The sequence below is a fragment of the Collimonas sp. genome (assembly GCF_039923675.1).
GTDB lineage: Bacteria > Pseudomonadota > Gammaproteobacteria > Burkholderiales > Burkholderiaceae_D > Collimonas.
The window spans coordinates 1-26,731 of sequence record NZ_JBDTCG010000072.1 but is presented as its reverse complement, the minus strand read 5'-3'; the positions used below and the strand labels follow the sequence as shown (position 1 = coordinate 26,731).

The window sequence follows — 26,731 nt, the reverse complement described above, 5'->3', positions numbered from 1 at the left end:
TCTTAAAGGCTGCAATTGCAGCCTTTTTTGTATTCATCCAATGACAATCTGGCGCGGAAAACATAACTATCCGGCACGCAGGCGGAGTGAACGTACTCTCGATCGGCTGCTGCTCAATGGCTTCTTCGCCAAGTGGAGCTATCGCCTTGGCTTGCACGGCAAATTAAGCGTTTCGCAGTACGCAGTGGAATTACCGCCGGAGAAAAAACTGGTGACACCTTTGCGCATTGCATTTGCGTCCGACCTCCACGCCGGCCCGACTACGCATCCACAAATATTCGAAGATCTTTTCGACGAAATCCATCGTCAACAGCCTGACATCTTGCTGCTTGGCGGCGACTTTGTTTCGTGTCACGCGCACTATGCCGAAGTACTCAAGGCAAGACTGGCCGCCATCCATCCGCGATTCGGCAAATATGCGGTGATGGGGAATCACGATTTATGGGTGGACGATACGGAATTATGCGGCATCTTGAACGACGCCGGGGTCGATGTCCTGGTCAACCAGAATCGCCCACTGCCAGCCCCGTATGACACCGTCTCGATTTGCGGCCTGGACGATCCCTGGACCGGCGCCCCGGATATACAACAAGCCATTGCCAACACTGGAGCCGTACGCGTGCTACTGATGCATTCGCCCGACGGCTTACTGCTGCTCGACGGCCATCGCTCCGATATCATCCTGGCAGGCCATACACATGGCGGCCAGATCGCGTTGCCGGACGGACGGCCGATCATCGTGCCGTCCGGCCCGTTGTGCAGGAAGCATCACTTCGGGCGACACGAAATAAAACACAACCGAGAACACAACGGCAGTCTGATCGTGAGCCGCGGGGTCGGATGCAGCAGTCTGCCTATCCGGCTAAACGCAGATCCGGAGCTCGTGATCTGTACGATGTACTAAGGCAGTTTCCAGTTACCTGCGACGATTTTTTCAAGCCAGAAAGTGCCAATCACGGTTTTAACGTCGGTGACCTTGCCTTCTCTTACCCAGCTCAACATGTCTTCAAGCGGGGCCTTGAACACGTCCAGGAATTCGCCGTCGTCGAGCTTGCGTTCGCCCGCCACCAGGCCGCGCGCCAGGAACAATTCCAGGTGCTCGTCGGAATAGGCAATGGCGTTATGTATGGTGCAGACATGCTGCCATTCGGTCGCGGTATAACCGGTTTCTTCCAGCAGCTCGCGCTTGGCGCAATCCAGGTAATCTTCGCCTTCATCGATTTTTCCGGCGGGATATTCAATGAAGACGCGCTCCAGCGGATAACGGTATTGCCGTTCCAGCAGTACTGTGCCGTCTTCAAACAAAGGCAGGATCACGACCGCGCCGGGATGCTTGATGTATTCGCGTGTGGTGGCTTTGCCGTCCGGCAGTTCAACCTTGTCGCGCTGTACTTTAAGAAAATGTCCGTCATAGGCAACGGCAGTGGCGATCCGGGTTTCTTTGAGGTGACTATCCATGCTAACGCTCCAGCAAAAATGGCGGAAAGTGAAAGATACTGACTAGAGGGATTGTAATGCTTGAACGCGCAGGCTGTGCTGCGCGCCGAAGTGGATGACGCTGGCGAAGAACTGACGCAGCGCCCCTCCCTTCTCTGCTTCAGCGATGTTTCTTCAGATAGCGTAATACGAAACCCGGATAGGCCAGCACCAGGAACATGCAGCCGGTCACCGCATAAAACTCCCAGCCTTGCGTAAATGTATTGCCGATATTCGCCTCCAGCACATAGGCAAACACGCCAACCAGCGCATACAGCGCCAGCAGTTCAAGCAAACGCACCCAGATCGGCTTGACCGTTGCCTGGCCGCCGGACTTGAGCGGAATCAGCGCGAACAAGCGTTCATTAAAGAACGGCAGGTTCGCAGCCAGCAGCGCTAGCAGGATGACGAACAGGCTGGAAAGAGAAACGTTCACGCTGTCATTTTCGATGATTACGAGGTAACTCTGGCGATGAAACCTGCCAGCGTACGCACAATGGCCAGGTTACTGGCATCCATCAGCAGGCCAGGCCACAGGCCCAGAACCAGCACCGCCATACCGTTCAGGCTGAGCAATATACGGACGTCGACATGGGCAACGATCGGAGCACGGTCTTGCGGCTCATCGAAATACATCATCTTGATGACGCGCAGGTAGTAGAAGGCGCCGATTAGCGAGAACAAAACAGCAATCACCGCCAGCCAGATCTGATGCGTGCCGATCACCGCCTGCAGCACCGACAGCTTGGCGTAAAAGCCCATCAGCGGAGGAATCCCTGCCAGCGACAGCATCAGCACCAGCATTACAGCGGCAAACCAAGGACTGCGCTGGTTCAAGCCTTTGAAGTCCTCCATGTTTTCTGCTTCAAATCCGGCGCGCGACAGCAGCATGATGACGCCGAACGTGCCGAGCGTAGTCATGACATAGGTGATCGCATAGAACAAGGCCGAGCTATACGCATTGGAAGTCGAAAACAGATTGCCGTCGACCACTCCGCTCAGCAAACCGAGCAGCATGAAGCCCATGTGCGAAATGGTCGAGTAAGCCAGCATGCGCTTGATATTGGTCTGGGCAATCGCCGTGATGTTACCGATCGCCATCGACAGCACCGCCAGCACGGTCAGCATCTGCTGCCAGTCAACAGCCAGCGGCAACAGCGCTTCCACCAACAGGCGGAAGCAAATCGCAAAAGCCGCCAGCTTGGGTGCGCCGCCCAGAAGCAGCGTTACAGCTGTTGGCGCACCTTGATAAACGTCAGGCACCCACATATGGAATGGTACTGCCCCCAGTTTGAAGGCAAGGCCGGCGACCACGAACACCACGCCGAATACCAGCACGGTATGGTTGATGCCGCCGGAATCCGCGGCACGCGCTACTTCAACCAGGTCGAGCGAGCCGGTTGCGCCGTATAGCATCGACATACCGTATAACAGGAAACCTGAAGCCATCGCGCCCAGCACGAAATATTTCATCGCCGCTTCGGTTGCGGAAGTGTTCTCGCGACGCAAAGCCACCATTGCGTACAGCGACAAGGACATCAATTCCAGGCCCAGGTAGATGCTGAGGAAATTACTGCCGGAGATCATCACCATCTGTCCCAGCAAAGCGAACAAGGCCAGCGGATAGAATTCACCGCCCAGATGGCCACCAACCATGTTGCGCTCACTCACATAACCGCGCGAATAGACCAGAGTCATCGCCACCGCCACGTAAGAAACCAGCTTCAGCAGACTGCTCAGCGGGTCGGAGACAAACATGTTGTGGAAGGTATAAACCGTCTCCCCGCTTTGAAATGCACCCAACGTCAATACAAAGCACACAGCCAGCACGGCCAGCGTCAGGTAATAGGTGATGTGGCGCTTGGCATCCGAAACGAACATATCGATCAGCAGTACGACCGAGGTCGCAATCAGCAGAAAGATTTCCGGATAAACAGGGATCAGATTCATGTTATTCATTTATTTGCCGCTTATTTTTATGCTAATCAGTTCAACTTGGTGATCGCGACATGCTTCAGCAGATCGGCCACCGATACCTGCATCGCATCGGTAAACGGCGCCGGATACAGCCCCATCGCGATGACGGCGATCGCCAGTACACCCAGCATGGCGAACTCACGCTTGTTCAGGTCGAGCATTTCTTTCACATGCGAATTGGTCACGGCGCCAAACACCACGCGCTTGACCAGCCACAACGAATACGCTGCACCGAGAATCAACGCGGTCGCTGCCAGCAGGCCGATCCAGAAATTGAACTTGACCGCACCCAGGATCACCATGAACTCGCCGACGAAACCGGAAGTGCCTGGCAAGCCGGAATTGGCCAGCGAGAACAAGACGAACAAGGCAGCGAAACGCGGCATCACATTTACCACGCCGCCATAAGCCGAGATTTCACGGGTATGCATGCGGTCGTACAGTACGCCGATACACAGGAACATCGCGCCGGAGACAAAGCCGTGCGAGATCATCTGCACGATACCGCCCTGCAGGCCGATGTCGTTGAAAATGAAGAAACCAAGCGTGACGAAACCCATGTGTGCGATCGACGAATAGGCGATCAGCTTCTTCATGTCTTTTTGCACCAGCGCCACCAGGCCGATATAGATCACTGCTATCAGCGACAAGGTGATCATGAAACCGGACAGGTAATGACTTGCATCAGGCGTGATCGGCAGCGAGAAACGCAGGAAGCCGTAGCCGCCCAGCTTCAGCATGATGGCCGCCAGCACCACCGAGCCGCCGGTCGGAGCTTCAACGTGGGCGTCCGGCAACCAGGTATGCACCGGCCACATCGGCACCTTGACCGCAAACGCAATCAGGAAAGCGAGGAAAATCAAGATCTGTTCCGACATGTCCAACGGCAGCTGGTGCCAGGTCAGGATTTCGAAAGTGCCGGAATGGAAGTACAGATACAGCAAAGCGATCAGCATCAGCAGCGAGCCCATCAGCGTGTACAGGAAGAACTTGATCGCTGCATACACGCGGTTGGTACCGCCCCAGACGCCGACGATGATGAACATCGGGATCAGCGTAGCTTCAAAAAATACATAGAAGAGCATGCCGTCCAGCGCGCAGAAGACGCCGATCATCAGGCCCGACAAGATCAGAAAGGCGCCCATGTACTGCGCGACTTTCTTTTCGATCACTTGCCAGGCGGAGATCACCACCAGCACCGTAATGAAAGCTGTCAGCGGGATGAACCACAGCGAGATGCCGTCGATACCGAGGAAATAATTGATGTTGAAGCGGTCGATCCACACCGACTTTTCAACGAACTGCATGCCCTGGAAACCGTTATCAAACTGACGCACGATCGGCAAGGTCACCACGAAACTGACCGCTGCGCCAAGCAACGAAAGCCAGCGCACCAGAGTTGGATTGTCGTCGCGGCCCACTGCCAGGACGAGGATACCAAACGCGATCGGACACCAGATGGCGAGACTGAGGAGATGGCTATAGAGCGGGAAAGTTGATTGCATCATATGTATTATTTATCTACCTTGCTGAGTTTGCTGTGTTCAACTGAGCGGCTTATTTGAACGGATACGGCATGAACCACACCAGGAAACCCAGCACGCCGATGATCATCACGAACGCATAGTGATAGATATAGCCGGATTGCCAGAGACGGGTAATCTTCGAGAACCAGTTGACCGCCTTGGCGCTACCGTTGACGATCAAGCCATCGATCAGGCCACGGTCGCCGGCATTCCACAAGCCACGGCCCAGCATGCGGGCGCCGCCTGCAAAGACGATGTCGTTGAATTTGTCCAGATAGTATTTGTTTTCAAGCAGCGTGTAGATCGGACCGCACTTTTGCTTGATCGCCGCCGGCAAGCGCGGATTGACCATATAGCAGTAGTAGGCGGCAGCTACACCGGCAATCGCCAGCCACAATGGCGCTGAAGCGAAGGCGTGCGCAACCATGCCGACTGGACCGTTGAATTCATGGCGCAACTCTTCCATCGCGTGATGCGCGTCGTTGACGAAAATCACATCCTTGAAGAAATTACCGTACAACATCGGCTCGATGGCAAAGAAACCGATGACGGCAGATGGAATCGCCAGCAGGATCAATGGCAGCGTCACCACCCAAGGCGACTCCTGCGGCTTCTGGCCAGGCGCCAAGCCGTGGTGTTCGTGCTCTTCTTCATCATCATGATGGGCGTCATGGGAATCATGCGATGCGTGTGCATCGTTCGCAGCATGTGCCGGCGCGTGATGGCCATGATCGTCATGCGCCTTGCCGAAACGCTCTTCGCCATGGAACACCATGAAGTACATTCGGAACGAATAAAAGGCAGTCACGAATACACTCGCCAGCACAGCAAAATAAGCAAAGCCTGAACCGAACAACGTCGACGCATGCGCCGCGTCGATGATGCTGTCCTTCGAATAGAAACCGGAGAAGAACGGCGTACCGATCAGCGCCAGCGAACCGATGAGCGAGGTGATCCAGGTGATCGGCATGTATTTACGCAGGCCGCCCATGTTGCGCATGTCTTGATCGTGGTGCAGACCGATAATCACCGAACCGGCGCCGAGGAACAGCAAAGCCTTGAAGAATGCATGTGTCATCAGGTGGAACACTGCCACCGAGTAAGCCGACGCGCCCAGCGCTACAGTCATGTAGCCCAGCTGCGACAGCGTCGAGTAAGCCACCACGCGCTTGATGTCGGTCTGGATAACGCCGAGAAATCCCATGAACAGCGCAGTGATCGAACCGATGATCAGGATGAACGACAAGGCGGTATCGGACAGCTCGAACAACGGCGACATACGGGTCACCATGAAGATACCGGCAGTCACCATGGTCGCCGCGTGGATCAGCGCGGAAATCGGCGTCGGGCCTTCCATCGAATCCGGCAGCCAGACGTGCAACGGAAACTGCGCGGATTTACCCATGGCGCCGATGAACAGGCAGATACAGGCAACCGTCAGCAACATCCAGTCGCTGCCCGGCAGAGTCATTTGCGCCAGCAGGCCTTTTTGCGCAAACACTTCGGTGTAGTTCATCGAACCCGAATACGCCAGCAGCAGGCCGATGCCGAGGATGAAGCCGAAGTCGCCGACACGGTTCACCAGGAAGGCTTTCATGTTGGCGAAAATCGCCGTCGGACGGGTGTACCAGAAACCGATCAGCAGATACGACACCAGGCCCACTGCTTCCCAGCCGAAGAACAACTGCAGGAAGTTGTTGCTCATGACCAGCATCAGCATCGAGAACGTGAACAGGGAGATGTAGGAGAAGAAGCGGTTATAGCCTTCATCGTCCTTCATGTAGCCGATGGTGTAGATATGCACCATGAGCGAGACAAAGGTCACCACGCACATCATCATCGCGGTCAGGCTGTCGATCAGGAAACCGACTTCCAGCTTGACGCCGCCGACCGTCATCCAGGTGTACAAGGTGCCGTTGAAGGTGGCGCCGTCGATCACCTGCAGCAAGGTCTGCACGGAGATGATCAGGGCGATCAGCACGCCCAGGATCGTGACCGTGTGCGAGGTCTTGCGACCGACCAGATTGCCGAAGAATTTGGTACCGAATAAGCCCGCGATCGCAGCACCAACCAGGGGTGCCAACGGTACGGCAAGAAGTAATTGTGGGTTAAGTTGCCCCGCCATGATGAACCTTATCTTTATTCGTTATTTGTTATCTGCGTATTCCATGTCCCGCCAGCACCGGCTGCCGGGACAAACCTCGTCGTTAGCCTTTGAGACTGTCCAGATCTTCCACATTGATGGTGTCCAGATTACGGAACAACGCCACCAGGATGGCCAAACCAATTGCCGATTCGGCAGCTGCTACCGTGAGGATGAAGAAAACGAAAATCTGTCCTGCCGCATCGCCCAGGTAATACGAGAAGGCGATGAAATTCATGTTCACCGCCAGCAGCATCAATTCGATTGCCATCAGCAATACGATGAGGTTCTTGCGATTGAGGAAAATGCCGACGATCCCGATCGAAAACAGGATCGCACCAAGAATCAGATAATGAGCGAGCGAAAGTACCATATTGCGTCCTTGTTATTTTTGTGGCGCCGCTGGTGCGGGCGGAGTGGCAGGCGCAGCAACAGGCACTGCCGGCGCAATCGGATCGACCTTGGCCTCCGACTGCATCTTGACGATGCGCACGCGGTCGGTGCTCTTGACCTTGACTGCCGCAGCCGGCGAAAAGTATTTGCTGTCTTTACGACGGCGCAAAGTCAGTGCAACCGCAGCCACAATCGCCACCAGCAAGATCACCGCCGCAATTTCAAAGGCGTATACGTACTCGGTGTAGATCAGCTTGCCCAGCTCTTTGGTATTACCGATGTTGGCCGAGATGGCCGGCACGTCGGCATCGCCACCCTGGAAGCCGTGGAATATGACCCCGGCCATTTCCAGCACGATGATGGTGCCGACGGTGGCGCCCAGCGGGAAATAACCCCAGAATCCCTCGCGCATTTTTTCGAGGTTAATATCCAGCATCATCACTACGAACAAGAACAGCACCATCACCGCGCCGACATAAACCAGCACCAGCACGATCGACAGGAACTCGGCCTTGAGCAGCATCCAGATACCGGCCGCCGAGAAAAACGACAACACCAGGAACAATGCGGAATGCACTGGATTGCGGGCGGTGATAACGCGTAGCGAGGCCAATACCAGCACCACCGAAAACGCGTAAAACAAGAAAGTCTTAAATTCCATAATGGCCCAGAAAGTCGGCTAAAAAAGCTTCGCTAGTCATACTTCACCAGCGTTGATTATCGGTATTAACCGTATTAACGGTATGCAGCATCTGCTGCACGCGCCGCAGCAATCTCAGGTTCGTAACGATCGCCCACCGCCAGCAGCATTTCCTTGGTGTAGTACAGATCGCCGCGCTTTTCGCCGTGGTATTCCAGGATGTGGGTCTCGACGATCGAATCGACCGGGCAAGACTCTTCGCAGAAACCGCAGAAAATGCACTTGGTCAGATCGATATCGTAGCGCGTGGTGCGGCGCGAACCGTCTGCACGCTGCTCCGACTCGATCGTGATTGCCATGGCCGGGCAGACTGCTTCACACAGTTTGCAGGCGATGCAACGCTCTTCGCCGTTCGGGTAGCGGCGCAACGCATGCAGACCGCGAAAACGCGGCGACTGCGGCGTCTTCTCTTCCGGGAACAGCACCGTAATCTTGCGTGCGAACAGGTAGCGGCCGGTGAGGCGCAGTCCCTTGATCAGCTCCAGCAGCATCAGACTGCCGAAAAAATCCTTGATGGCTTCCATTTACTCTATACCTTCCATTACTTCCAGATATTCCATGGACTTTGAATCCAGGCTGCGACAATCACCAGATAGACGAGAATCAAGGGGATGAATACTTTCCAGCCCAGGCGCATGATCTGGTCATAGCGATAGCGCGGGAACGAGGCACGTACCCAGATAAACACCGACAACATGAAGAACGTCTTCAAACCGAGCCAGATCCAGCCTGGAATAAAGTCCAGGAACGCCGCCGGCGAAGCCCAGCCGCCCATGAACAGCAGTGCTGTCAGGATCGACACCAGGATCATGTTGGCGTATTCGGCCAGGAAGAACATGGCGAACGACATGCCCGAGTATTCGATCATGTGGCCGGCCACGATTTCCGATTCGCCTTCGACCACGTCGAACGGGTGACGGTTGGTTTCGGCGATCCCGGAAATAAAATAAATCAGGAACACAGGGAACAACGACAACCAGTTCCACGACAGGAAGCCGACGCCGTGATCGTAGAAATAGCCTTTGCTTTGCGCCATCACGATATCCGTCAGGTTCAGGCTGCCCGATACCATCAGTACGATCACCAGGGCGAAACCCATGGAAATTTCGTAGGACACCATCTGCGCCGAAGCGCGCATGGCGCCGAGGAAAGCGTACTTGGAGTTGGAGGCCCAACCGGCGATGATCACGCCGTAGACTTCCATCGACGTGATGGCCATCACGAACAGCAGGCCGGCATTGACATTGGCCAGCACGGTTTCCGGACCGAACGGTATCACTGCCCAGGCCGCCAAGGCCGGCATGATGGTCATGATCGGTGCGATAAAGAACAAGACCTTGTTGGCGCGGGCCGGGACCGTGACTTCCTTCAGCATCAGCTTGACGGCGTCGGCGATCGGTTGCAGCAAGCCGGCGAAACCAACCCGGTTTGGACCGACGCGGATATGCATCCAGCCGATCAGCTTGCGTTCCCAGTAAGTCATGTACGCCACGCACAGCAGCAGCGGCACGACCACGACGACGATCTTGATCAGGTTCCAGATCAACGGCCAGATAAAGCCGAACCAGCTAGCGCCGGTTGCATTGATGGTGGCGATGAAATGATCCATCATGCTTTCTCCACTACGATAGAACCGAACATCGCGCCCAATGCTGCGGTCGAAGCATGCGAAGCGGCTACCCGCACTACATTTTCCGGCAAGGATGCATCAATCGCCGCCAGCAGCGAAGCAACGCCCTGCCCTTGTTTGACAGTCACACGGTCGCCAACGGCAACACCCAGTTTTGCTGCCAATGCTGCCGGCAACCAAGCTTGCGGCGCCTGGCCGTCGACGGTTTCCTGCAGCGATGCGGCGCGGCGCACTACGGCGTCGCCAAAATAGATCGGCACATCGGCGATACGTTCAAACGAGTCCAACGCGCCATTCGCAGTTTGCGCAACTGCTTGCGGTTGCAGATCGCTGATATTGTTCAGGCGCGCGGCCAGGTTGGCTGCGGCAACTTCGCCAGTACCCAACACTTCGTCGCGAATCGCTTCCGACGTATCGTAGTCAAAACCTGGCAAGCCCAGCAGGTTACCCAATACGCGCAACACCTTCCAGGCCGGACGGGCATCGCCAATAGGCCGTACGGTACCGTTGAAACTTTGAGCACGGCCTTCACAGTTGACGAAGGTGCCGGAAGTTTCAGTGAACGGCGCGATCGGCAGCAGCACGTCGGCGTAGTCGGCGCCATGCTTGTAGGCCGACAGTGTGACCACCATCTCGGCCTGCTTCAGTGCAGCGATTGCGATTTGCGGGTCGAAACTGTCCAGTTCCGGCTCAGCATTCAGCAACACATAAGCCTTGTGCGGCTGTGCAAAAATCTGTTGTGCGTTACGGCCCTTGCCAGCGGCAGGCAAAGCATTAGCCCAATAACCGCCGACGGTGTTACCGGCTTCAGTCATGTAGCCGAACTTGGCATCAGTCTGTTGCGCGATCCATTGCGCCACAGCGTGCAGTTGCGATGCTTGCGGATGCTGCGCCGCCGCGTTACCCAGCAAGACTGCCTTCGCATCGCCCGACAACAGGCTGGCAGCGGTTTGCCTGGCTTCGGTTGAAGGTTCGATATTCTCGAAACCGGCAGGAACAGCTACGCTCTTGGCTTGCGCCACGGCAACTGCGACCTGGCTCAGCGCCGACAACCATGCCGACGGCGCAGCAATGATCTTGTTCGCGACCGGCATCAGCAAATCGTCGTCGGTAGCGTGCAGGATGCTCAGCTTGGCGCCACGCTTGACGCTCAGGCGCAAACGGGCCGACAACAAAGGATGATCCTTGCGCAGGAACGAGCCGATGATGAAAGCGCGGTTCAGTTGTGCAAATTCGTTGATCGACATGCCAAGCCAAGGCGTGACCTTGCCATCAAGGGCGAAGTCGGACTGGCGCAGGCGGAAGTCGATGTTTTCGGAACCCATGCCGCGCACCACTTTTTGCAGCAACGACAGTTCTTCCAAAGTCGAATACGGCGTGCCGACAGCGGCAATCGCGTCAGCGCCATGTTCGTGGCGGATGTTGCGCAAACCGTGCGCCACATATTCCAACGCGGTTTGCCATTCGACTTCTTGCCACTTACCGTCTTGCTTCAACATCGGCTTGGTCAGGCGCTCGGCGCTGTTCAAGCCTTCATAGGCGAAGCGGTCCTTGTCCGACAACCAGCATTCATTGACGTCGTTGTTTTCCAGCGGCAGCACGCGCATCACCTTGCCGGACTTGACTTGCACCACCAGGTTGGCGCCCAGGCCATCATGCGGGCTGACCGATTTGCGGCGCGACAATTCCCAGGTACGGGCGCTGTAGCGGAACGGCTTGGAAGTCAGTGCGCCGACCGGACAGAGGTCGATCATGTTGCCGGACAATTCGGAATTGACGGTCTTGCCGACGAAGGTGGTGATCTCGGAATGTTCACCGCGGCCAACCATACCGAATTCCATCACGCCGGCGATTTCCTGGCCGAAGCGGACGCAGCGGGTGCATTGGATGCAACGGGTCATTTCCTGCATCGAGATCAGCGGGCCGGCGTCTTTCGGCGCGACCACACGCTTTTCTTCTTCATAGCGCGAAGACGATTTTCCGTAGCCGACCGCCAGATCTTGCAACTGGCACTCGCCGCCCTGATCGCAGATCGGGCAATCCAGCGGGTGATTGATCAGCAGGAATTCCATCACGCTCTTCTGCGCGGTGGTCGCCTTGTCGCTGGCGGTCCGCACGATCATGCCGGCGGTGACCGGAGTGGCGCAGGCCGGCAGGGCCTTAGGCGCTTTTTCCACCTCGACCAGGCACATGCGGCAGTTGGCCGCGATGGAGAGCTTTTTGTGATAGCAGAAATGGGGAATGTATGTGCCAATCTTGTTGGCAGCATCCATTACCATGCTGCCCTCTTGGACTTCCACTTTCTTGCCGTCTATTTCGATTTCAACCATGGCTTTTGCTTTTCTTGCCTAAGTGTTTTACACGCTACCTGCGCCGGACTCTACGTCATTCCCGCGCACGCGGGAATCCATTTTAGGCAGTAACTTGGATCCCCGCGTTCGCGAGGATGACGACATTTTTGGAGCTCATCTTAAACATATGCTGGCACCAAGCAGTGCTTATGCTCGATGTGATATTCAAATTCTTCGCGGTAGTTCTTGAGGAAGCCGCGCACCGGCATCGCTGCCGCATCGCCGAGCGCACAAATCGTGCGGCCCATGATGTTGCCGGCAACCGTGTCCAGCAGATCCATGTCTTCCGGACGACCGTGTCCTGTTTCAATGCGATGCACCAGGCGGTACAGCCAGCCCGTGCCTTCGCGGCATGGCGTGCACTGGCCGCAGGATTCTTCAAAATAAAAATACGACAGGCGCAACAACGACTTCACCATGCAACGCGTTTCGTCCATCACGATGACCGCGCCCGAACCCAACATCGAGCCGGCCTTGGCGATCGAATCGTAATCCAGATCGGTATCCATCATGACGTCGCCCTTGATCACCGGAGCGGATGAACCGCCAGGGATCACGGCCTTGATCTTTTTACCGCCGCGCATGCCGCCGGCCAGTTCCATCAGCGTCGCAAACGGCGTACCCAGCGGTACTTCGTAATTGCCTGGCTTCTCGACGTCGCCCGAGATCGAGAAAATCTTGGTGCCGCCGTTGTTCGGTTTGCCCAGCGCGGCATAGGCTTCGCCGCCCATGTTCAGCAAGAAAGGCACCGCAGCGAAAGTCTCGGTGTTGTTGATCGTGGTCGGCTTGCCGTACAGGCCGAAGCTGGCAGGGAAAGGCGGCTTGAAACGCGGCTGACCCTTCTTGCCTTCGAGCGATTCCAGCAAAGCGGTTTCTTCGCCGCAGATGTAGGCGCCGTAGCCGTGAAATGCATGCAGCTGGAAATTGAATTCGCTGCCGAAGATTTTATCGCCAAGAGCGCCGGCGGCGCGTGCTTCTTCCAGCGCTTCTTCAAAGCGATCGTAGGCGGACCAGATTTCGCCGTGGATGTAGTTGTAGCCGACCGTGATGCCCATGGCGTAAGCGCCGATGGCCATGCCTTCGATCAGCGAATGCGGATTGTAGCGAATGATGTCGCGGTCTTTGAATGTGCCCGGCTCTCCTTCGTCGGTATTGCAGACAAGGTACTTCTGGCCCGGGAACTGGCGCGGCATGAAGCTCCACTTCAGGCCGGTCGGGAAACCCGCACCACCGCGACCACGCAGCGAACCGGCTTTCAGTTCGGCGATGACTTGTTCCGGCGTGATTTTTTCAGACAGGATGCGCTTGAGGGCGGTATAGCCGCCGCGCTTGACGTAATCGGCGTAGTGCCAGTTGTTGCCGTCCAGGTTAGCCAGGATCAGCGGATTGATATGACGATTATGCAAGCTGGTCATTTCTTGAGTTCCTCTAGCAAGCCGTCAATCTTGTCGTTCGACATCCAGCTACACATGCGTTTGTTATTCACCAACAGCACCGGCGCATCGCCGCAAGCGCCCATACACTCGCCTTCCACCAGCGTGAACTGGCCGTCGGCCGTGGTCTCGCGAAAACCGATACCCAGCTTGTGCTTGAGATGCTGCGCCGCCCGCTCGCCGTCGCGCAGCTGGCATGGCAGGTTGGTGCAGATGCTAATCCTGTACTTGCCGACCGGCTTGGTATTGTACATATTGTAAAAGGTCGCGACTTCCTGCACCGCGATCGCCGGCATGCCCAGATAGTCTGCGACATCCTGCATGGTTTCCGGCGCCAGCCAGCCCTTTTCATCTTGCGCAATCGCCAGCGCGGCCATCACCGCCGACTGTTTCTGGTCGGCGGGGAATTTCGCGACTTCGCGATCGATCTTTTTGTATGTATCTTGACTTAACAACATGTGTTGGCCATTCGTGCGCGGCGTTTTGCGCGATAGTTAATTGGTAACAGCAGACTTGGCAGACTTACTTGACCCACTTAGCGGTCGATTTCACCGAAAACGATATCCTGCGTACCGATGATGGTAACGGCATCGGCAATCATGTGGCCCTTGGCCATTTCGTTCAAACCTTGCAGATGCGGGAAACCAGGTGCGCGAATCTTCAAACGGTACGGCTTGTTGGCGCCATCGGAGACGATGTACACACCGAATTCGCCCTTCGGATGCTCGACTGCGGCATACGCTTCGCCCGGCGGCACATGGAAACCTTCGGTGAAGAGCTTGAAGTGATGAATCAGCTCTTCCATGTTGGATTTCATGTCGACCCGCGACGACGGCGCAACCTTATGGTTGGTCGTCATGACCGGACCGCTGTTATTGCGCAGCCATTCTACGCATTGCTTGATGATCCGGTTGGACTGGCGCATTTCTTCCACGCGCACCAGATAACGGTCATAGCAATCGCCGTTCTTGCCGACCGGGATATCGAAGTCGAGCAAGTCGTACACTTCGTACGGTTGCTTCTTGCGCAGATCCCATTCAACGCCGGAGCCGCGCAGCATGGCACCGGTAAAGCCCATGGCCTTGGCGCGCTCTGGCGACACCACGCCGATGCCGACCAGACGCTGTTTCCAGATACGGTTGTCGGTCAGCAGGGTTTCGTATTCATCCACGTATTTCGGGAAGCGCACTGTAAAGTCTTCGATGAAATCCAGCAGGGAACCCTGACGGTTTTCATTGAGGGCGCTGATCGCCTTGGCGTTGCGCATCGTCGATGCCTTGTGCTGCGGCATGGTGTCCGGCAGGTCGCGATACACGCCGCCCGGACGGTAGTAAGCCGCATGCATACGGGCGCCGGAAACGGCTTCGTAGCAATCCATCAAATCTTCGCGTTCGCGGAAGGCGTACAGCAACACCGCCATCGCGCCGACGTCCAGCGCATGCGCGCCGATCCACATCAAGTGGTTCAGCAGACGCGTGATTTCGTCGAACATGACGCGGATGTACTGAGCGCGCAGCGGGACTTCAAGACCCAGCAGACGCTCGATCGCCATCACATAGCCGTGCTCGTTGCACATCATCGACACATAGTCGAGACGGTCCATGTACGGTACGGATTGCAGATAGGTTTTTTGCTCCGCCAGCTTCTCGGTGCCACGATGCAGCAAGCCGATATGCGGGTCGGCGCGCTGGATCACTTCGCCGTCCAGCTCAAGCACCAGGCGCAGTACGCCATGGGCGGCCGGATGTTGCGGGCCGAAGTTCAGCGTGTAGTTCTTGATCTCTGCCATTATTTGATCCCGTAATGTTCTTCACGAATCACCCGCGGCGTGATTTCGCGCGGATCGATCGTTACGGGTTGATAAATTACGCGCTTCTGCTCGGCGTCGTAGCGCATCTCGACATAACCGGAAACCGGGAAATCCTTGCGGAACGGATGACCGATAAAACCATAGTCGGTCAGGATGCGGCGCAAGTCGTTGTGGCCTTCGAACAGGATGCCGAAGAAGTCGAATGCTTCGCGCTCGTACCAGTTGGCCGAAGCCCAGATATCGGTCAGCGAAGCCACGATCGGCATCTCGTCGTCAGGTGCAAACACGCGCACGCGCAGACGCCAGTTGTGTTCGATCGACAGCAGGTGGGACACCGCCGCAAAACGCGCGCCATCCCAGGCACCGTCGCCGTAGGTTGAATAGTCGACGCCACAGAGGTCGATCAGCTCTTCGAAGCGGGTATCGGCATGATCGCGCAGGACGCGCATCGCCGACAGGTAGTTCGCAGCCTTGACGATGATCGTGATCTCGCCAAAGGCCACTGTCAGACTTTGAAGGTCGTCGCCAAGCGCATTGCGCACGGCGGCTTCCAGGGTTTCCAGTTTGGTCGTCATGGTGCTCTCTTAGCGCGCAATCGTATTGGTGCGGCGAATCTTGTTTTGCAACTGGATGATGCCGTACAACAGTGCTTCAGCAGTCGGCGGGCAGCCAGGGACATAGATATCCACCGGCACGATGCGGTCGCAACCGCGCACCACCGAATACGAGTAATGATAGTAACCGCCGCCATTGGCGCAGGAACCCATCGAAATCACCCAGCGCGGCTCCGGCATCTGGTCGTACACCTTGCGCAAGGCCGGCGCCATCTTGTTGCACAGCGTGCCAGCCACGATCATCACGTCGGACTGACGTGGCGACGGACGGAAGATTACACCAAAACGGTCCATGTCGTAGCGCGAGGCGCCGGCATGCATCATTTCGACGGCACAGCAGGCCAGGCCAAACGTCATCGGCCACAGCGAGCCGGTGCGGGTCCAGTTGATCAGCTTGTCAGCAGTTGTGGTGACAAAGCCTTCGTTCAATACGCCTTCAATAGACATGATTCACTCTCATTCGTTACTCCCAATCCAGAGCGCCGCGTTTCCAGATGTACCAGAAGCCAACCGCGAATTCGGCGATAAACACCATCATCGTGATAAAGCCCTGCCATCCGAGGTCGCGCATGGCAACCCCCCACGGGAAGAAAAAAGCGGTTTCCAGATCGAACAAAATGAACAAAATGGCGACAAGGTAGTAACGCACATCGAACTTCATGCGCGCATCTTCGAATGCTTCAAAGCCGCATTCGTAAGGAGAAGTTTTTTGGGAATCGGGCCGATGCGGCCCAAGTATCCGACCCAGCAATTGCGGTGCAACACCAACCGCGATACCGATCAGAATAAACAGCAGGACGGGAAAATAATTTTCGAGGTTCACGATTATGCGCCAGTAGTTCAAACGATTAGCAGAATGATTTGCGGATCTGAAACCTCAGACCTGACGCCCCCAATCCAGCAAACCACACTACAAGTTCCTCGACAAAAAGCCAGCGCAGGGGCAACCGTTGCTGGCCTCGTATTCTTTGGTGCCGACGGCGAGACTCGAACTCGCACAGCTTTCGCCACTACCCCCTCAAGATAGCGTGTCTACCAGTTTCACCACGTCGGCATAAGCGCGTATTTTAACCTGATTTACTACTTTTGTTCAATGCACAATCGGATTAAAAGTCAGCAATTTCACTCTAAGACTGATACTAAATTACGGAGAGCAGCGTATTTCGCCAGACGGCGTCAAATCCTGCTCTCTTTACTGCGAATTACTATCGATTACCGCTGATGCTTACTTCGGAATTTGATTCGACTGCGCGCCGCCTGTCGACGCCGCAGGCACGGCGGCAGCTGCACTGGCAGGCGCCGCAGCAGCAGGCGTCGCCGAGGTTGCCGGAATTGCGGCATCAGCCGCTGCCGGGGCGGCCGAACCAGCCGCAGACGCTGCAGCCGGAGCCGATGCCGATGCCGATGCAGGCACGGTAGCCGCCGGCAGATTATCCATCACGCCGCCAGTCGCCACCGAGCGATGGTTACCCAGATACACCAGCGCCAGGGTGGCGATGAAGAACAGCGCCGCCGCAAAGCCGGTCGACTTCGAGAGGAAATTCGAAGAGCCGGCAGCGCCGAACAGGCTGCCGGAAGCGCCGGAGCCGAAAGCCGCGCCCATATCGGCGCCTTTGCCATGCTGCAGCAGCACCAGGCCGATAATCGTCAACGCCGTCAACACCTGAACGATGACAATGATATTAAATACTGTGTTCATTTAATGATTTCCAAGGAGAGTTGATGCTTTATTTACCAGATACAAAATGCGTACTTATTTAACCTATTTAATCCAGATCCAGATCCAGATCCAGATCCAGACTATCGTGCAGCAGCGACAATCGCCAGGAAATCAGCTGCCTTCAATGCTGCGCCGCCGATCAGGCCGCCATCGATATCCGGCATCGCCAGCAGCTCGACAGCATTGTCCGGCTTCATGCTGCCGCCATACAAAATCCTGACTTCCACTGCAGTTGCGGAATTTTTCCCCGCCAGCTTGGCGCGCAAGGCCTGATGCACGTCTTGCGCCATTTGCGGCGTCGCTGTCTTGCCGGTGCCAATCGCCCACACCGGCTCGTACGCCACCACGATTCCGCTTACCTGCCCCGCATCCAGCACACTCAGCACTGCCTGCAACTGGCGGCCAACCACCGCATCGGTCTGGCCTGCTTCGCGCTCGGCCAAGGTTTCGCCCACGCAGACGATCGGCGTCACGCCGGCCTGCAACGCGCGCAGCGCCTTTTGCGCCACCAGCTCATCCGTTTCAGCGTGATAAGCACGCCGCTCGGAGTGGCCGACGATCACGTAACGGCAAGCAAAATCCTGCAACATGCTAACCGCGACTTCACCAGTATACGCGCCTGCGGCATGGGCCGATACGTCCTGGCCGCCCAGCACAATTGCCGATCCGGCAAGTTCTGTCTGGCATTGCGCAAAATACGGCGCCGGCACACACAGCGCCACATCACATGCAGTAACCGCCATGCCAGCCTTGATTTCCGCCAGTAAAGCAGCGTTGGCAACCAGACTGCCATTCATTTTCCAGTTACCGGCTACAAGTTGACGACGCATATTTGGCAAGGCCCAGGTTTTCAATAACCCGGCATTCTAACGCGCCGGGGGGAAAGCGGTCAAACCGGCAAAAAATGTTTGAGACCCGTTCAAGACCCGTTCAAAGCCAGGCGAAAACGCATTTATCGTCAAAAAACCAGATAAAGCACAGCCGATATTTTCCTGATAACAACAAATTCAGGGCGCAACGATACCAGAAAAAGCTTTCGCAGAAGCAATAGAACGCGAGAAAAGCGCCATATCGACATTGCCGCCGCTCACAATCACGCCTACCTTTGCCCCGGAGAACTCAATCGTCCGGTGCATGACCGCGGCAGCGGCCAGGCAGCCGGCCGGCTCCACAACAATTTTCATTCGCTCGGCAAAGAAGCGCATCTGGGTCCGCAGCTGATCGTCGCTGACAGTCAGGATATCTTTCACATGCGCCTGCAATACAGGCAAGACCAGCGTGCCTATATGTTGCGTCTGAGCGCCATCTGCGATGGTATCCGGCACCGGGATATGCACAATCTTGCCAGTTCGCAAAGACTGCTGGGCATCATTCCCGGCTTCCGGCTCCACCCCGAAAACAACGCAGCCGGGCGACAAATGCGCCGCAGCGATCGCGCAACCGGAGAGCAAACCGCCGCCGCCCGTGCAAACAAACAGGTAATCGAGCGGGCCGACGGCGTCAAACAACTCTTTCGCCACCGTGCCCTGCCCGGCGATCACGTCGCGATGATCGTAAGCCGGAATGACGGCGCAACCGCGCTCTTCCGACAAGCGTGCCGCGATCACTTCGCGGTCTTCGCGTTCACGGTCATAAAGAATGACTTCGGCGCCATATTCTCGGGTAGCCGCCAGCTTCATCGCCGGCGCATTGCTCGGCATCACGATGGTAACGTGCACACCCAGCATGCGCGCCGCCAGCGCCATGCCTTGGGCGTGGTTGCCGGACGAGAAAGCCACCACGCCCTGCTGTTTTTGTTCCTCGGTAAGGCAGCTGATGGCGTTATAGGCACCACGAAACTTGAACGCGCCGACGCGCTGGAAGTTTTCGCACTTGAAGAAAATGCTGGCGTCCGCCTGCCGGTCAGCCTGGCTGGAAGTCAGCACCGGCGTCGCGTAGGCGATCCCTTCCAGGCGTTTGGCGGCAGCGGCGATATCCTGGTAAGTAACAGCCAAGGTGGCGGTTGCGGTCGGTTCGGTGGCAGCCATGTTCATCCTCTATGCGTAATCGATTATCGTCATCTCCGATGCCCCGTTCAGTCCGCCAGGCGCCGCCGGAACATCCAGCGCCCTTTGTCGGAATCCTGCGGAATATATTGATAGCCGCCCAGATCGAAAGCTTTCAGCTTCTCGGCATCGGTGATCTTGTGCAGCGCCGCGTAGCGCGCCATCAGGCCGCGCGCGCGCTTGGCGTAGAAAGAAATGATCTTGTATTTGCCGTTCTTCCAATCCTCGAACACCGGCGTCACGATGCCTGCATCCAGCACCGCCGGCCTGATCACCTTGAAATACTCTTCCGACGCCAGGTTCACCAGCGTCTTGCCCTTTTGCTGGCTTAGCTGCTGGTTCAGGGCCTGGGTCACGGTATCGCCCCAGAACGCGTAAAGATTCTTGCCGCGCGGGTTGGCCAGGCTGGTGCCCATCTCCAGGCGATACGGCTGCATCCGGTCCAGCGGCCGCAAGACGCCATACAAACCGGACAGGATCCGGATGCGGCTCTGCGCATAGTTCAACTGGGTGGTATTCAGGGAAGCGGCATCCAGGCCTTCGTAGACATCGCCGTTGAAGGCCATGATCGCCTGCTTGGAATTGGCGCTGGTGAACTGCTTCGACCATGAAGCAAAACGCGCTGTATTCAGCTGCGCCAGCGGATCTGAAATTTTCATCATGCTGCCGATCTGGTCCGGCGACAGCTTTTGCAAGACGCTGATCAGTTCGGCCGAGTGATCGATGAAATCGGGGGTGGTGTGCGTGTCTGTCTTGCTGGGGGTGGTGTAATCGAGGGATTTTGCGGGCGACAAGACAATCAGCATTGTGAACATCCAAAAATAAACAAAAGAATGTCCGCAATGATACCGAAACAATGCCATCGGCGCTGACGCCGCCATCGCTCGTTACTGCTGGCGGATATCAGTTCAGCTAAAAGCGCCCTGCAGCAGATCACGCTCGAATTCGGCAACCCAGATACTGCCGTCGCCGATCGGATATTGCTTTTTCCGCCCGCTGGATTTTCTACTGACTGTCACAAAGCCGGTCAGCCCCAGGATCTCGTCTGTTTTGGGATCCGTGGTGTCCATTTCATGCAACTCGAAGTCATCGGCATCAAGATGCCGCCCTTGCAAAATCGCGTGGAAATCATTTCTTTCATCCGGTTCGATCAGCTTCATCATGCCTCCTGAAGTGGAACTTTCATCTTCCACCATAGCACGACAAGGCAAAGGTGACAGCCGGCGTTGCTAAAATTGATAGGCAAACAGCTTGGTGTCCGAATCATCATCCTTCAGCTTCAGCGTTTTTTCAAATTTCAGCCCCATCTTTTCAAGCAGCCGGATCGACTGATGATTGTCGGGCGAAGTGATGGCCACTACCCTCTGCAGGCCGCAAACGCGGTTGGCGTACTCCAGCACCGCCGAAGCGGCCTCCAGCGCATAGCCCTTACCCCAGAACTCCGGCATGAAGGCATAGCCGATATCGACGTCTTCCAGGGTTTCCCGTTTGATCAGGCCGCAAATTCCTATCGGCAGCGTCCCATTTTTCAATTCCGTCATGTAGAAACTGAAGCCATCCCGCTCCTGCGCCGCCACCGGCCCGCTCAAGAGCGCCGCGCGCGCCGCCTCCACCGTCCTGATGCCGCGGTCACCGATAAATTGCCGCCATGCCGGCTGGTTGATCAGTTGCAGATAAAACTCGGCGTCGTCGCCATTCAAGGTACGCAAAATCAAGCGTTCGGTTTCTAGAACTTTCATCGTCTCTGTTTCCCTTGAAGTGGATATTTAGCTGTAGCATGGCAGCATAAGCAAAGGCACGATGCTTGTCTAGCGAACCCATCCCCTTATTCCAACAGCCGGTAATGAATCCAGCCCCGAACCCAACCTCAAAAACCGTCCTGATGCCGATCCCGAATAGGGATTTCGACCCCAGCGAAGTTGCGGTCTCCTGGCGCATATTGACCGCGCAAGGTCACCAGGTGGTATTCGCCACATCCGATGGACAGCCGGCCGCCACCGATCCGATGATGCTGTCTGGCGAAGGCCTGGATTTCTGGGGGTTCATCCCTCTGCTGAAAAAAATAAAACTGCTGGGCCTGACCCTGCGCACCAATGCCGGCGCACGCGCTGATTATGCAGCGCTGCAGAACAATCGCGCGTTTCTGGCGCCGCTCAGCTACGCAGAACTACAGCCAATGGCTTACGACGGCCTGCTGCTCCCCGGCGGCCATCGCGCACGCGGCATGCTGGCTTACCTGGAAAGCCAGCCTCTGCAGGATGTCGTCTGCGCTTTTTTCGATAGCGGAAAACCGGTCGCCGCCATCTGCCACGGTGTCGTCCTGGCCGCCCGCAGCTGCTCGCCGCGCACTGGAAAATCGGTCCTGTATGGCCGTAAGACCACGGCGCTGACATGGAAGCTGGAACAGACCGCCTGGAACCTGATGAAATTCTGCGGCCGCTTCTGGGATCCGGCTTACTACCGCACCTACGCTGAACAAGGCGGTGAAGTGGCCGGCTATCGCAGCGTCCAGGCCGAGGTCACCCGCGCGCTGGCGCAACCGGAAGATTTTCTCGACGCTACTGCCGACGCCCCTGATTTCTTCCGCAAAAGCAGCGGCCTGTTCCGCGACAGCGCCAGCGACCACCGGCCGGCCTTTGTTGTCACCGATGGCAACTACGTCTCGGCCCGCTGGCCCGGCGACGTCCATCTGTTCGCAGCAACGTTCTCGCAGCTGCTGGAAGCCGGCGCAAGGTAGAATGCGCGCAACCGATTGATGGAAACCCGCATGGACCAAGATTCACCGACAGCGACGCCCCCCGCGCCAAACAAACCGCGAATCGTCATCGACACCAACGTTTGTCTCGACTTATTCGTCTTCCACGATCCACGCTGGCATGGCTTGATGACGGCCCTGCAAAGCGGTGCCGTGGAAGCCGTCACCCGCGCCGACTGCCGCCTGGAATGGCAAATGGTTTTGCATTACAGCCACTTGCCAATCACTGACGAGACCCGCCCCGGTTTCAACGCCGAATTTGACGCCATGATCACCTGCCTGCCGCCCGAAGCCCTAGCGCCGCGCACCGACATCCGCCTGCCGCTCTGCACCGACGGCGACGACCAGAAATTCCTGGAGCTGGCGCTGGGCGCCCATGCCACCACCCTGATCACCAAGGACAAGGCGCTGTTGAAGCTGGCGCGCAAGACGGCCAAGATCGGGTTGTTTGCCATTATTCCGCCGCAGGCTTGGGAATTACCACGCTAAAACGCGTCGCATGGCGCCCTGTTGCGAGAATCATAATTTGGCAAGCCGCTGTGCAGTCTGCTACAAACCGCTAAAATGCCAAATCCAGACATTAGCCAAGATTGCCAGCAGATGAAACGCGATTCGATAACCTCCACCAGCAAGACTGAAATCAGCCGGCTCCACTCCAAACTCCCCCGCGTCGGCACCACCATTTTCACGGTGATGTCGACCCTCGCCAGCGAGAAATCGGCGGTCAACCTGGGTCAAGGCTTCCCCGATTTCGACTGTGATCCGGCGCTGGTCGACGCCGTCGGCGGCGCCATGAAAAGCGGTTTCAACCAATATCCGCCGATGCCAGGCGTGCCGGCGCTGCGCCAGGCCATCGCCGCCAAGATCGACACTATTTACGGCTACAGCTATGATCCGGCGACCGATATCACGGTCACCGCCGGCGCTACCCAGGGCTTGCTGACGGCGATCATGTGCGCGGTCCATCCCGGCGATGAAGTGATCGTGATCGAACCGGCCTACGACAGCTACGTGCCGGCGATCGAACTGGCAGGCGGCAAGCCGGTGCTGGTGCAGATGGTGCTGGGCGCGGATGGCTACAGCATTCCGTGGGACCGGATTGCTGCGTCAGTAACTTCGCGCACCCGCATGATCATGATCAACTCGCCGCACAATCCGACCGGCAGCGTGCTGAGCCTGGCGGACATCGAAGCGCTGAAGGCGATCGTGCGCGGCACCGATATCCTGATCTTGTCGGATGAAGTCTACGAGCATATGGTGTTTGACGGCGCCCGACATGAATCGGTTTGCCGCCACCCCGAACTGGCGGAACGCGCCTTCGTGGTTTCCAGCTTTGGCAAGACCTATCACGTCACTGGCTGGAAAATCGGCTATGTGGCGGCGCCGCCGATGCTGTCTGCGGAATTCCGCAAAGTCCATCAGTATTCTGTCTTTACGGTCAATACGCCGGTGCAGCACGGGATTGCACAGTACCTGCAGAAGCCCGCGCCCTACCTGGAGTTGCCGGCTTTCTATCAGCGCAAGCGCGACCTGTTCCGCGACGGCTTGAAAAATACCCGCTTCAAGCTGTTACCGGCCGACGGCACCTATTTCCTGTGCGTCGATTATTCCGCCATTTCATCGTTGAGCGAAGCCGATTTTGCGATCTGGCTGACTTCGGAAATCGGCGTCGCGGCGATTCCGGTCTCGGCTTTCTACCAATCGCCGCGCGAATCGGGAATCGTCCGTTTCTGTTTCGCCAAACAAGACCAGACGCTGCAACTGGCGCTAGACCGGCTGGCAAAAATCTGATCAAACCGTATTCGCATTACAAGCCGCAACTCACAATAAAAAGGAAGCAGTCATGATCGACGTCTATAGCTGGGCCACCCCGAACGGTCACAAAATTCACATCATGCTGGAAGAGCTCGGCTTGCCGTATCGCGCGCACGCCGTCGATATCGGCGCAGGCGACCAGTTCAAGCCGGACTTCCTGTCGATTTCACCCAACAACAAGATCCCGGCCATCGTCGACGCCGACGGCCCGGACGGCAAGCCGATTTCACTGTTTGAATCGGGCGCGATCCTGATTTATCTGGCCGGCAAGAGCGGCAAGTTCCTCGGCCATACCGACCGCGAGAAATTCAATACATTGCAATGGCTGATGTTCCAGATGGGCGGCGTCGGACCGATGCTGGGCCAGGCCCACCACTTCCGCATCTACGCGCCGGAAAAGATCGAGTACGCCGTCAATCGCTACACCAACGAAGCCAAGCGCCTGTATGGCGTGATCGACAAACAATTGTCGCAACATCCATATTTGGCCGGCAATGAATACACCATCGCCGATATCGCCACGTTCCCGTGGCTTCGCTCATGGAAAAACCAGGGTATCGAACTGAGCGACTATCCGCACCTGGAAGCCTGGTTCGATGTTATCAGTGAACGGCCGGCGGTCAAGCGCGGCGTCGAGGTGCTGGCGTCGGCCCGCAAGCCGCTGACAGATGACAAGGCGAGGGATATCTTGTTTGGCAACCAGCAGTATCAAAAGCGCTAAGCCGCTTGTAAAGACAGAATGGAGGCAGCGTCTCCATTCGCTTTGTTTTCATGACTGTGGCTCAGGGTAGCTGACAGCCAGTATCTCCAGTTCATCCAGCCCGGCCGGTGTCATGAAGGTCACGGTCTCGCCCTCATGCGCCTTGGTCAAGGCGCGCGCCACCGGCGAAATCCAGCTGATTTTTCCATGCAAGGGATCGAGCTCGTCGATGCCGACGATGGTCACGGTATGCTCCTCGCCCGCAGAGTTCTGGTAGGTCACGGTCGAGCCGAAGAATACCTGGTCACGGCCATGATGCACGCTCGGATCGACCACTTCGGCCAGGTCCAGGCGCTTGGTCAGAAAGCGGATCCTGCGGTCGATTTCACGCAAGCGGCGCTTGCCATAAATATAATCGCCGTTTTCCGAGCGGTCGCCGTTGGAGGCGGCCCAGGAAACAATCCTCACCACCTCGGGCCGATCAACGTCAATCAGGCGCAACAGTTCGTCTTTCATGCGCTGATAGCCAGCCGGCGTCATGTAATTCTTGGTGCCGGGCGGGATCGGCGGCAATCCGAATTCCAGATCGTCGTCATCGCCTTCTGATTCTTTAACAAATGCCTTGTTCATGGCTGACATTGTAGATCCAATTGTGTCTAGGCTGGCGATTTTACCCAAGAGCGGAGCTTTGTCGCCACGGCAATATGGTAAAGTCAGCCTGGTGCAATGTTGCCCGAACTGCCTCCAAATTCCGTCATATGCCTGCCAATTCTTCCAACAACACCCCCTTCCGCATCGGCCTGGCCACCAGCCGCAGCCACCAGCATGGCCAGGAGTCGGCGCTGGCGCAACTGCTCAACGGCAGCCGCCATAACATCGAACAGCATTTAACGCCGCAGCTGATTGTGGTCGGACGGACGTTGGATGCAATGGAACAGTTGAATTTGCTGCCCGGTTATCCGCATATCGAACGTTTCCCCTACGGTCGCCATGGCGGCTTGATGAAACTGGTGTCGCGGGTGGTCGATGCCGATCCGGCACGGACCCTGGATGCAGTGATTTATCTGATGGATCCGGTTGATCCATCCTCCACCTTTCCGGAAGCGGTAGCCCTGAAACGGCAATGCGTGATTCACGGCAAGCCATTCCTGTCGACGCTGGCCGGAGCCCGTGAATGGCTGGAGCTGGAAGCGATGGCGGTAGGCGCCGCGCCGAATCCGCAGCTCGATCCGAGCTTCAACCTGGCGCAAGAAGGCATCGCCCTGATCGCCCACGATGCCATGAAAGAACGGATGCTGGACATCGCGGAACGCCATTTCGCCCTGCTTGACCAGTTTGCCTTCCGCTGCGCCACTGGCACCACCGGCAGCCTGCTCAACAAGCTGGCGCAGAAAATCAAAGGGGAAGAAGCTGGTCGTAACTGGGTTAAACCTTACCTCAGCGGCCCGCTCGGCGGCGACGCCCAGATCGCCGAACTGATCCTGGATCGCCAGCAATGCCGGCGCGTTTTGTTCCTGGAAGATCCACACGTGGCGCGTCAGCATGAAGCCGATATCCAGCTGCTGGAACGCGCGGCCCGCACCGTCACCGACTATGCGCTATGCATCAGCGATGCCGAATGCGGCGAGCGCTGGCTGAGCTTG

At 57.0% G+C, this 26,731-nt stretch carries 29 protein-coding genes and 1 tRNA gene; 6 read left to right on the top strand and 24 right to left on the bottom strand.

Annotated elements, in window-relative coordinates; all coding sequences use genetic code 11:
* Positions 1–40: 40 nt before the first annotated feature.
* Complete coding sequence (locus tag ABI171_RS15245) at positions 41–904, top strand: metallophosphoesterase (RefSeq protein ID WP_348093362.1); 864 nt, start codon at positions 41–43, stop codon at positions 902–904.
* Here the strand turns inward: ABI171_RS15245 and ABI171_RS15240 are convergent.
* The 23 genes from ABI171_RS15240 to ABI171_RS15130 form a co-directional block, all read right to left on the bottom strand.
* The gene (locus tag ABI171_RS15240; protein WP_348093361.1) at positions 901–1,458 is read right to left on the bottom strand and encodes an NUDIX hydrolase; all 558 of its coding nucleotides are present in this window, start codon (positions 1,456–1,458) and stop codon (positions 901–903) included. The genes ABI171_RS15245 and ABI171_RS15240 overlap by 4 nt on opposite strands.
* A 139-nt stretch (positions 1,459–1,597) precedes the next feature.
* On the bottom strand, positions 1,598–1,912 hold the full coding sequence (locus tag ABI171_RS15235; RefSeq protein ID WP_348093360.1) for a DUF2818 family protein: 315 nt from the start codon (positions 1,910–1,912) through the stop codon (positions 1,598–1,600).
* Between the two features lie 17 nt (positions 1,913–1,929).
* On the bottom strand, positions 1,930–3,435 hold the full coding sequence (gene nuoN / locus ABI171_RS15230; RefSeq protein ID WP_348093359.1) for an NADH-quinone oxidoreductase subunit NuoN: 1,506 nt from the start codon (positions 3,433–3,435) through the stop codon (positions 1,930–1,932).
* Positions 3,436–3,461: 26 nt separating this feature from the next.
* A complete protein-coding gene (locus ABI171_RS15225) occupies positions 3,462–4,961 on the bottom strand; it encodes an NADH-quinone oxidoreductase subunit M (RefSeq protein WP_348093358.1) in 1,500 nt (499 codons plus the stop codon).
* Between the two features lie 49 nt (positions 4,962–5,010).
* Positions 5,011–7,104 (bottom strand): NADH-quinone oxidoreductase subunit L, encoded by a 2,094-nt coding sequence (nuoL, locus tag ABI171_RS15220; protein ID WP_348093357.1) that lies wholly within the window; start codon positions 7,102–7,104, stop codon positions 5,011–5,013.
* Positions 7,105–7,186: 82 nt separating this feature from the next.
* On the bottom strand, positions 7,187–7,495 hold the full coding sequence (nuoK, locus tag ABI171_RS15215; protein ID WP_038490377.1) for an NADH-quinone oxidoreductase subunit NuoK: 309 nt from the start codon (positions 7,493–7,495) through the stop codon (positions 7,187–7,189).
* 12 nt (positions 7,496–7,507) lie between these two features.
* Positions 7,508–8,176, bottom strand: coding sequence for an NADH-quinone oxidoreductase subunit J (locus tag ABI171_RS15210; protein WP_348093356.1), 669 nt, complete (start codon positions 8,174–8,176; stop codon positions 7,508–7,510).
* Between the two features lie 74 nt (positions 8,177–8,250).
* Positions 8,251–8,739, bottom strand: coding sequence for an NADH-quinone oxidoreductase subunit NuoI (nuoI, locus tag ABI171_RS15205; RefSeq protein WP_038490382.1), 489 nt, complete (start codon positions 8,737–8,739; stop codon positions 8,251–8,253).
* 17 nt (positions 8,740–8,756) lie between these two features.
* Complete coding sequence (gene nuoH / locus ABI171_RS15200) at positions 8,757–9,824, bottom strand: NADH-quinone oxidoreductase subunit NuoH (protein ID WP_348093374.1); 1,068 nt, start codon at positions 9,822–9,824, stop codon at positions 8,757–8,759.
* Positions 9,824–12,175, bottom strand: a complete 2,352-nt coding sequence (gene nuoG, locus ABI171_RS15195; protein WP_348093355.1) for an NADH-quinone oxidoreductase subunit NuoG — start codon at positions 12,173–12,175, stop codon at positions 9,824–9,826. Before nuoG ends, nuoH begins: the two co-directional genes overlap by 1 nt.
* Positions 12,176–12,315: 140 nt before the next feature.
* Positions 12,316–13,611 (bottom strand): NADH-quinone oxidoreductase subunit NuoF, encoded by a 1,296-nt coding sequence (gene nuoF, locus ABI171_RS15190; RefSeq protein ID WP_348093354.1) that lies wholly within the window; start codon positions 13,609–13,611, stop codon positions 12,316–12,318.
* A complete protein-coding gene (nuoE, locus tag ABI171_RS15185) occupies positions 13,608–14,087 on the bottom strand; it encodes an NADH-quinone oxidoreductase subunit NuoE (RefSeq protein ID WP_348093353.1) in 480 nt (159 codons plus the stop codon). The genes nuoF and nuoE overlap by 4 nt, the downstream gene beginning before the upstream one ends.
* A gap of 77 nt (positions 14,088–14,164) precedes the next feature.
* The gene (locus ABI171_RS15180) at positions 14,165–15,418 is read right to left on the bottom strand and encodes an NADH-quinone oxidoreductase subunit D (RefSeq protein ID WP_348093352.1); all 1,254 of its coding nucleotides are present in this window, start codon (positions 15,416–15,418) and stop codon (positions 14,165–14,167) included.
* On the bottom strand, positions 15,418–16,014 hold the full coding sequence (locus ABI171_RS15175) for an NADH-quinone oxidoreductase subunit C (RefSeq protein ID WP_348093351.1): 597 nt from the start codon (positions 16,012–16,014) through the stop codon (positions 15,418–15,420). Before ABI171_RS15175 ends, ABI171_RS15180 begins: the two co-directional genes overlap by 1 nt.
* 9 nt (positions 16,015–16,023) lie before the next feature.
* On the bottom strand, positions 16,024–16,500 hold the full coding sequence (locus ABI171_RS15170; RefSeq protein WP_014005578.1) for an NADH-quinone oxidoreductase subunit B: 477 nt from the start codon (positions 16,498–16,500) through the stop codon (positions 16,024–16,026).
* A gap of 16 nt (positions 16,501–16,516) precedes the next feature.
* Entirely contained in the window at positions 16,517–16,876 is a 360-nt protein-coding gene (locus ABI171_RS15165) for an NADH-quinone oxidoreductase subunit A (RefSeq protein WP_348093373.1), read from the bottom strand.
* A 146-nt stretch (positions 16,877–17,022) separates the two neighbouring features.
* A tRNA-Leu gene (locus ABI171_RS15160) sits at positions 17,023–17,107 on the bottom strand.
* Between the two features lie 171 nt (positions 17,108–17,278).
* Entirely contained in the window at positions 17,279–17,752 is a 474-nt protein-coding gene (secG, locus tag ABI171_RS15155) for a preprotein translocase subunit SecG (RefSeq protein WP_348093350.1), read from the bottom strand.
* Between the two features lie 101 nt (positions 17,753–17,853).
* Complete coding sequence (gene tpiA / locus ABI171_RS15150; RefSeq protein WP_348093349.1) at positions 17,854–18,603, bottom strand: triose-phosphate isomerase; 750 nt, start codon at positions 18,601–18,603, stop codon at positions 17,854–17,856.
* Between the two features lie 177 nt (positions 18,604–18,780).
* Positions 18,781–19,800 carry a threo-3-hydroxy-L-aspartate ammonia-lyase gene (locus tag ABI171_RS15145; protein WP_348093348.1) on the bottom strand — a complete coding sequence of 340 codons (1,020 nt, stop codon included), beginning with the start codon at positions 19,798–19,800 and terminating at the stop codon, positions 18,781–18,783.
* Between the two features lie 47 nt (positions 19,801–19,847).
* Entirely contained in the window at positions 19,848–20,624 is a 777-nt protein-coding gene (gene yaaA, locus ABI171_RS15140; RefSeq protein WP_348093347.1) for a peroxide stress protein YaaA, read from the bottom strand.
* A 102-nt stretch (positions 20,625–20,726) separates the two neighbouring features.
* The gene (locus tag ABI171_RS15135; protein ID WP_348093372.1) at positions 20,727–20,978 is read right to left on the bottom strand and encodes a transcriptional regulator; all 252 of its coding nucleotides are present in this window, start codon (positions 20,976–20,978) and stop codon (positions 20,727–20,729) included.
* Between the two features lie 69 nt (positions 20,979–21,047).
* Positions 21,048–21,557: a GNAT family N-acetyltransferase gene (locus ABI171_RS15130; protein WP_348093346.1), complete on the bottom strand. Its 510-nt coding sequence runs from the start codon at positions 21,555–21,557 to the stop codon at positions 21,048–21,050.
* A gap of 104 nt (positions 21,558–21,661) precedes the next feature.
* Here ABI171_RS15130 and ABI171_RS15125 point away from each other — a divergent pair, with 104 nt between their 5' ends.
* The 4 genes from ABI171_RS15125 (at position 21,662) to ABI171_RS15110 (ending at position 25,109) form a co-directional block, all read left to right on the top strand.
* Positions 21,662–22,555 carry a DJ-1/PfpI family protein gene (locus tag ABI171_RS15125; protein ID WP_348093345.1) on the top strand — a complete coding sequence of 298 codons (894 nt, stop codon included), beginning with the start codon at positions 21,662–21,664 and terminating at the stop codon, positions 22,553–22,555.
* Positions 22,556–22,585: 30 nt separating this feature from the next.
* Positions 22,586–23,062: a PIN domain-containing protein gene (locus ABI171_RS15120; protein ID WP_348093344.1), complete on the top strand. Its 477-nt coding sequence runs from the start codon at positions 22,586–22,588 to the stop codon at positions 23,060–23,062.
* Positions 23,063–23,173: 111 nt separating this feature from the next.
* A complete protein-coding gene (locus ABI171_RS15115) occupies positions 23,174–24,364 on the top strand; it encodes a pyridoxal phosphate-dependent aminotransferase (protein WP_348093343.1) in 1,191 nt (396 codons plus the stop codon).
* A gap of 52 nt (positions 24,365–24,416) precedes the next feature.
* Positions 24,417–25,109: a glutathione binding-like protein gene (locus tag ABI171_RS15110; RefSeq protein WP_348093342.1), complete on the top strand. Its 693-nt coding sequence runs from the start codon at positions 24,417–24,419 to the stop codon at positions 25,107–25,109.
* Positions 25,110–25,157: 48 nt separating this feature from the next.
* Here ABI171_RS15110 and greB read toward each other — a convergent pair whose 3' ends face one another.
* Entirely contained in the window at positions 25,158–25,718 is a 561-nt protein-coding gene (gene greB, locus ABI171_RS15105; protein ID WP_348093371.1) for a transcription elongation factor GreB, read from the bottom strand.
* A 128-nt stretch (positions 25,719–25,846) separates the two neighbouring features.
* Between greB and ABI171_RS15100 the strand changes: the two genes are divergently transcribed.
* Positions 25,847–26,731: methylglyoxal synthase (locus ABI171_RS15100; RefSeq protein WP_348093341.1), on the top strand; the 885-nt coding region annotated here is incomplete at its 3' end.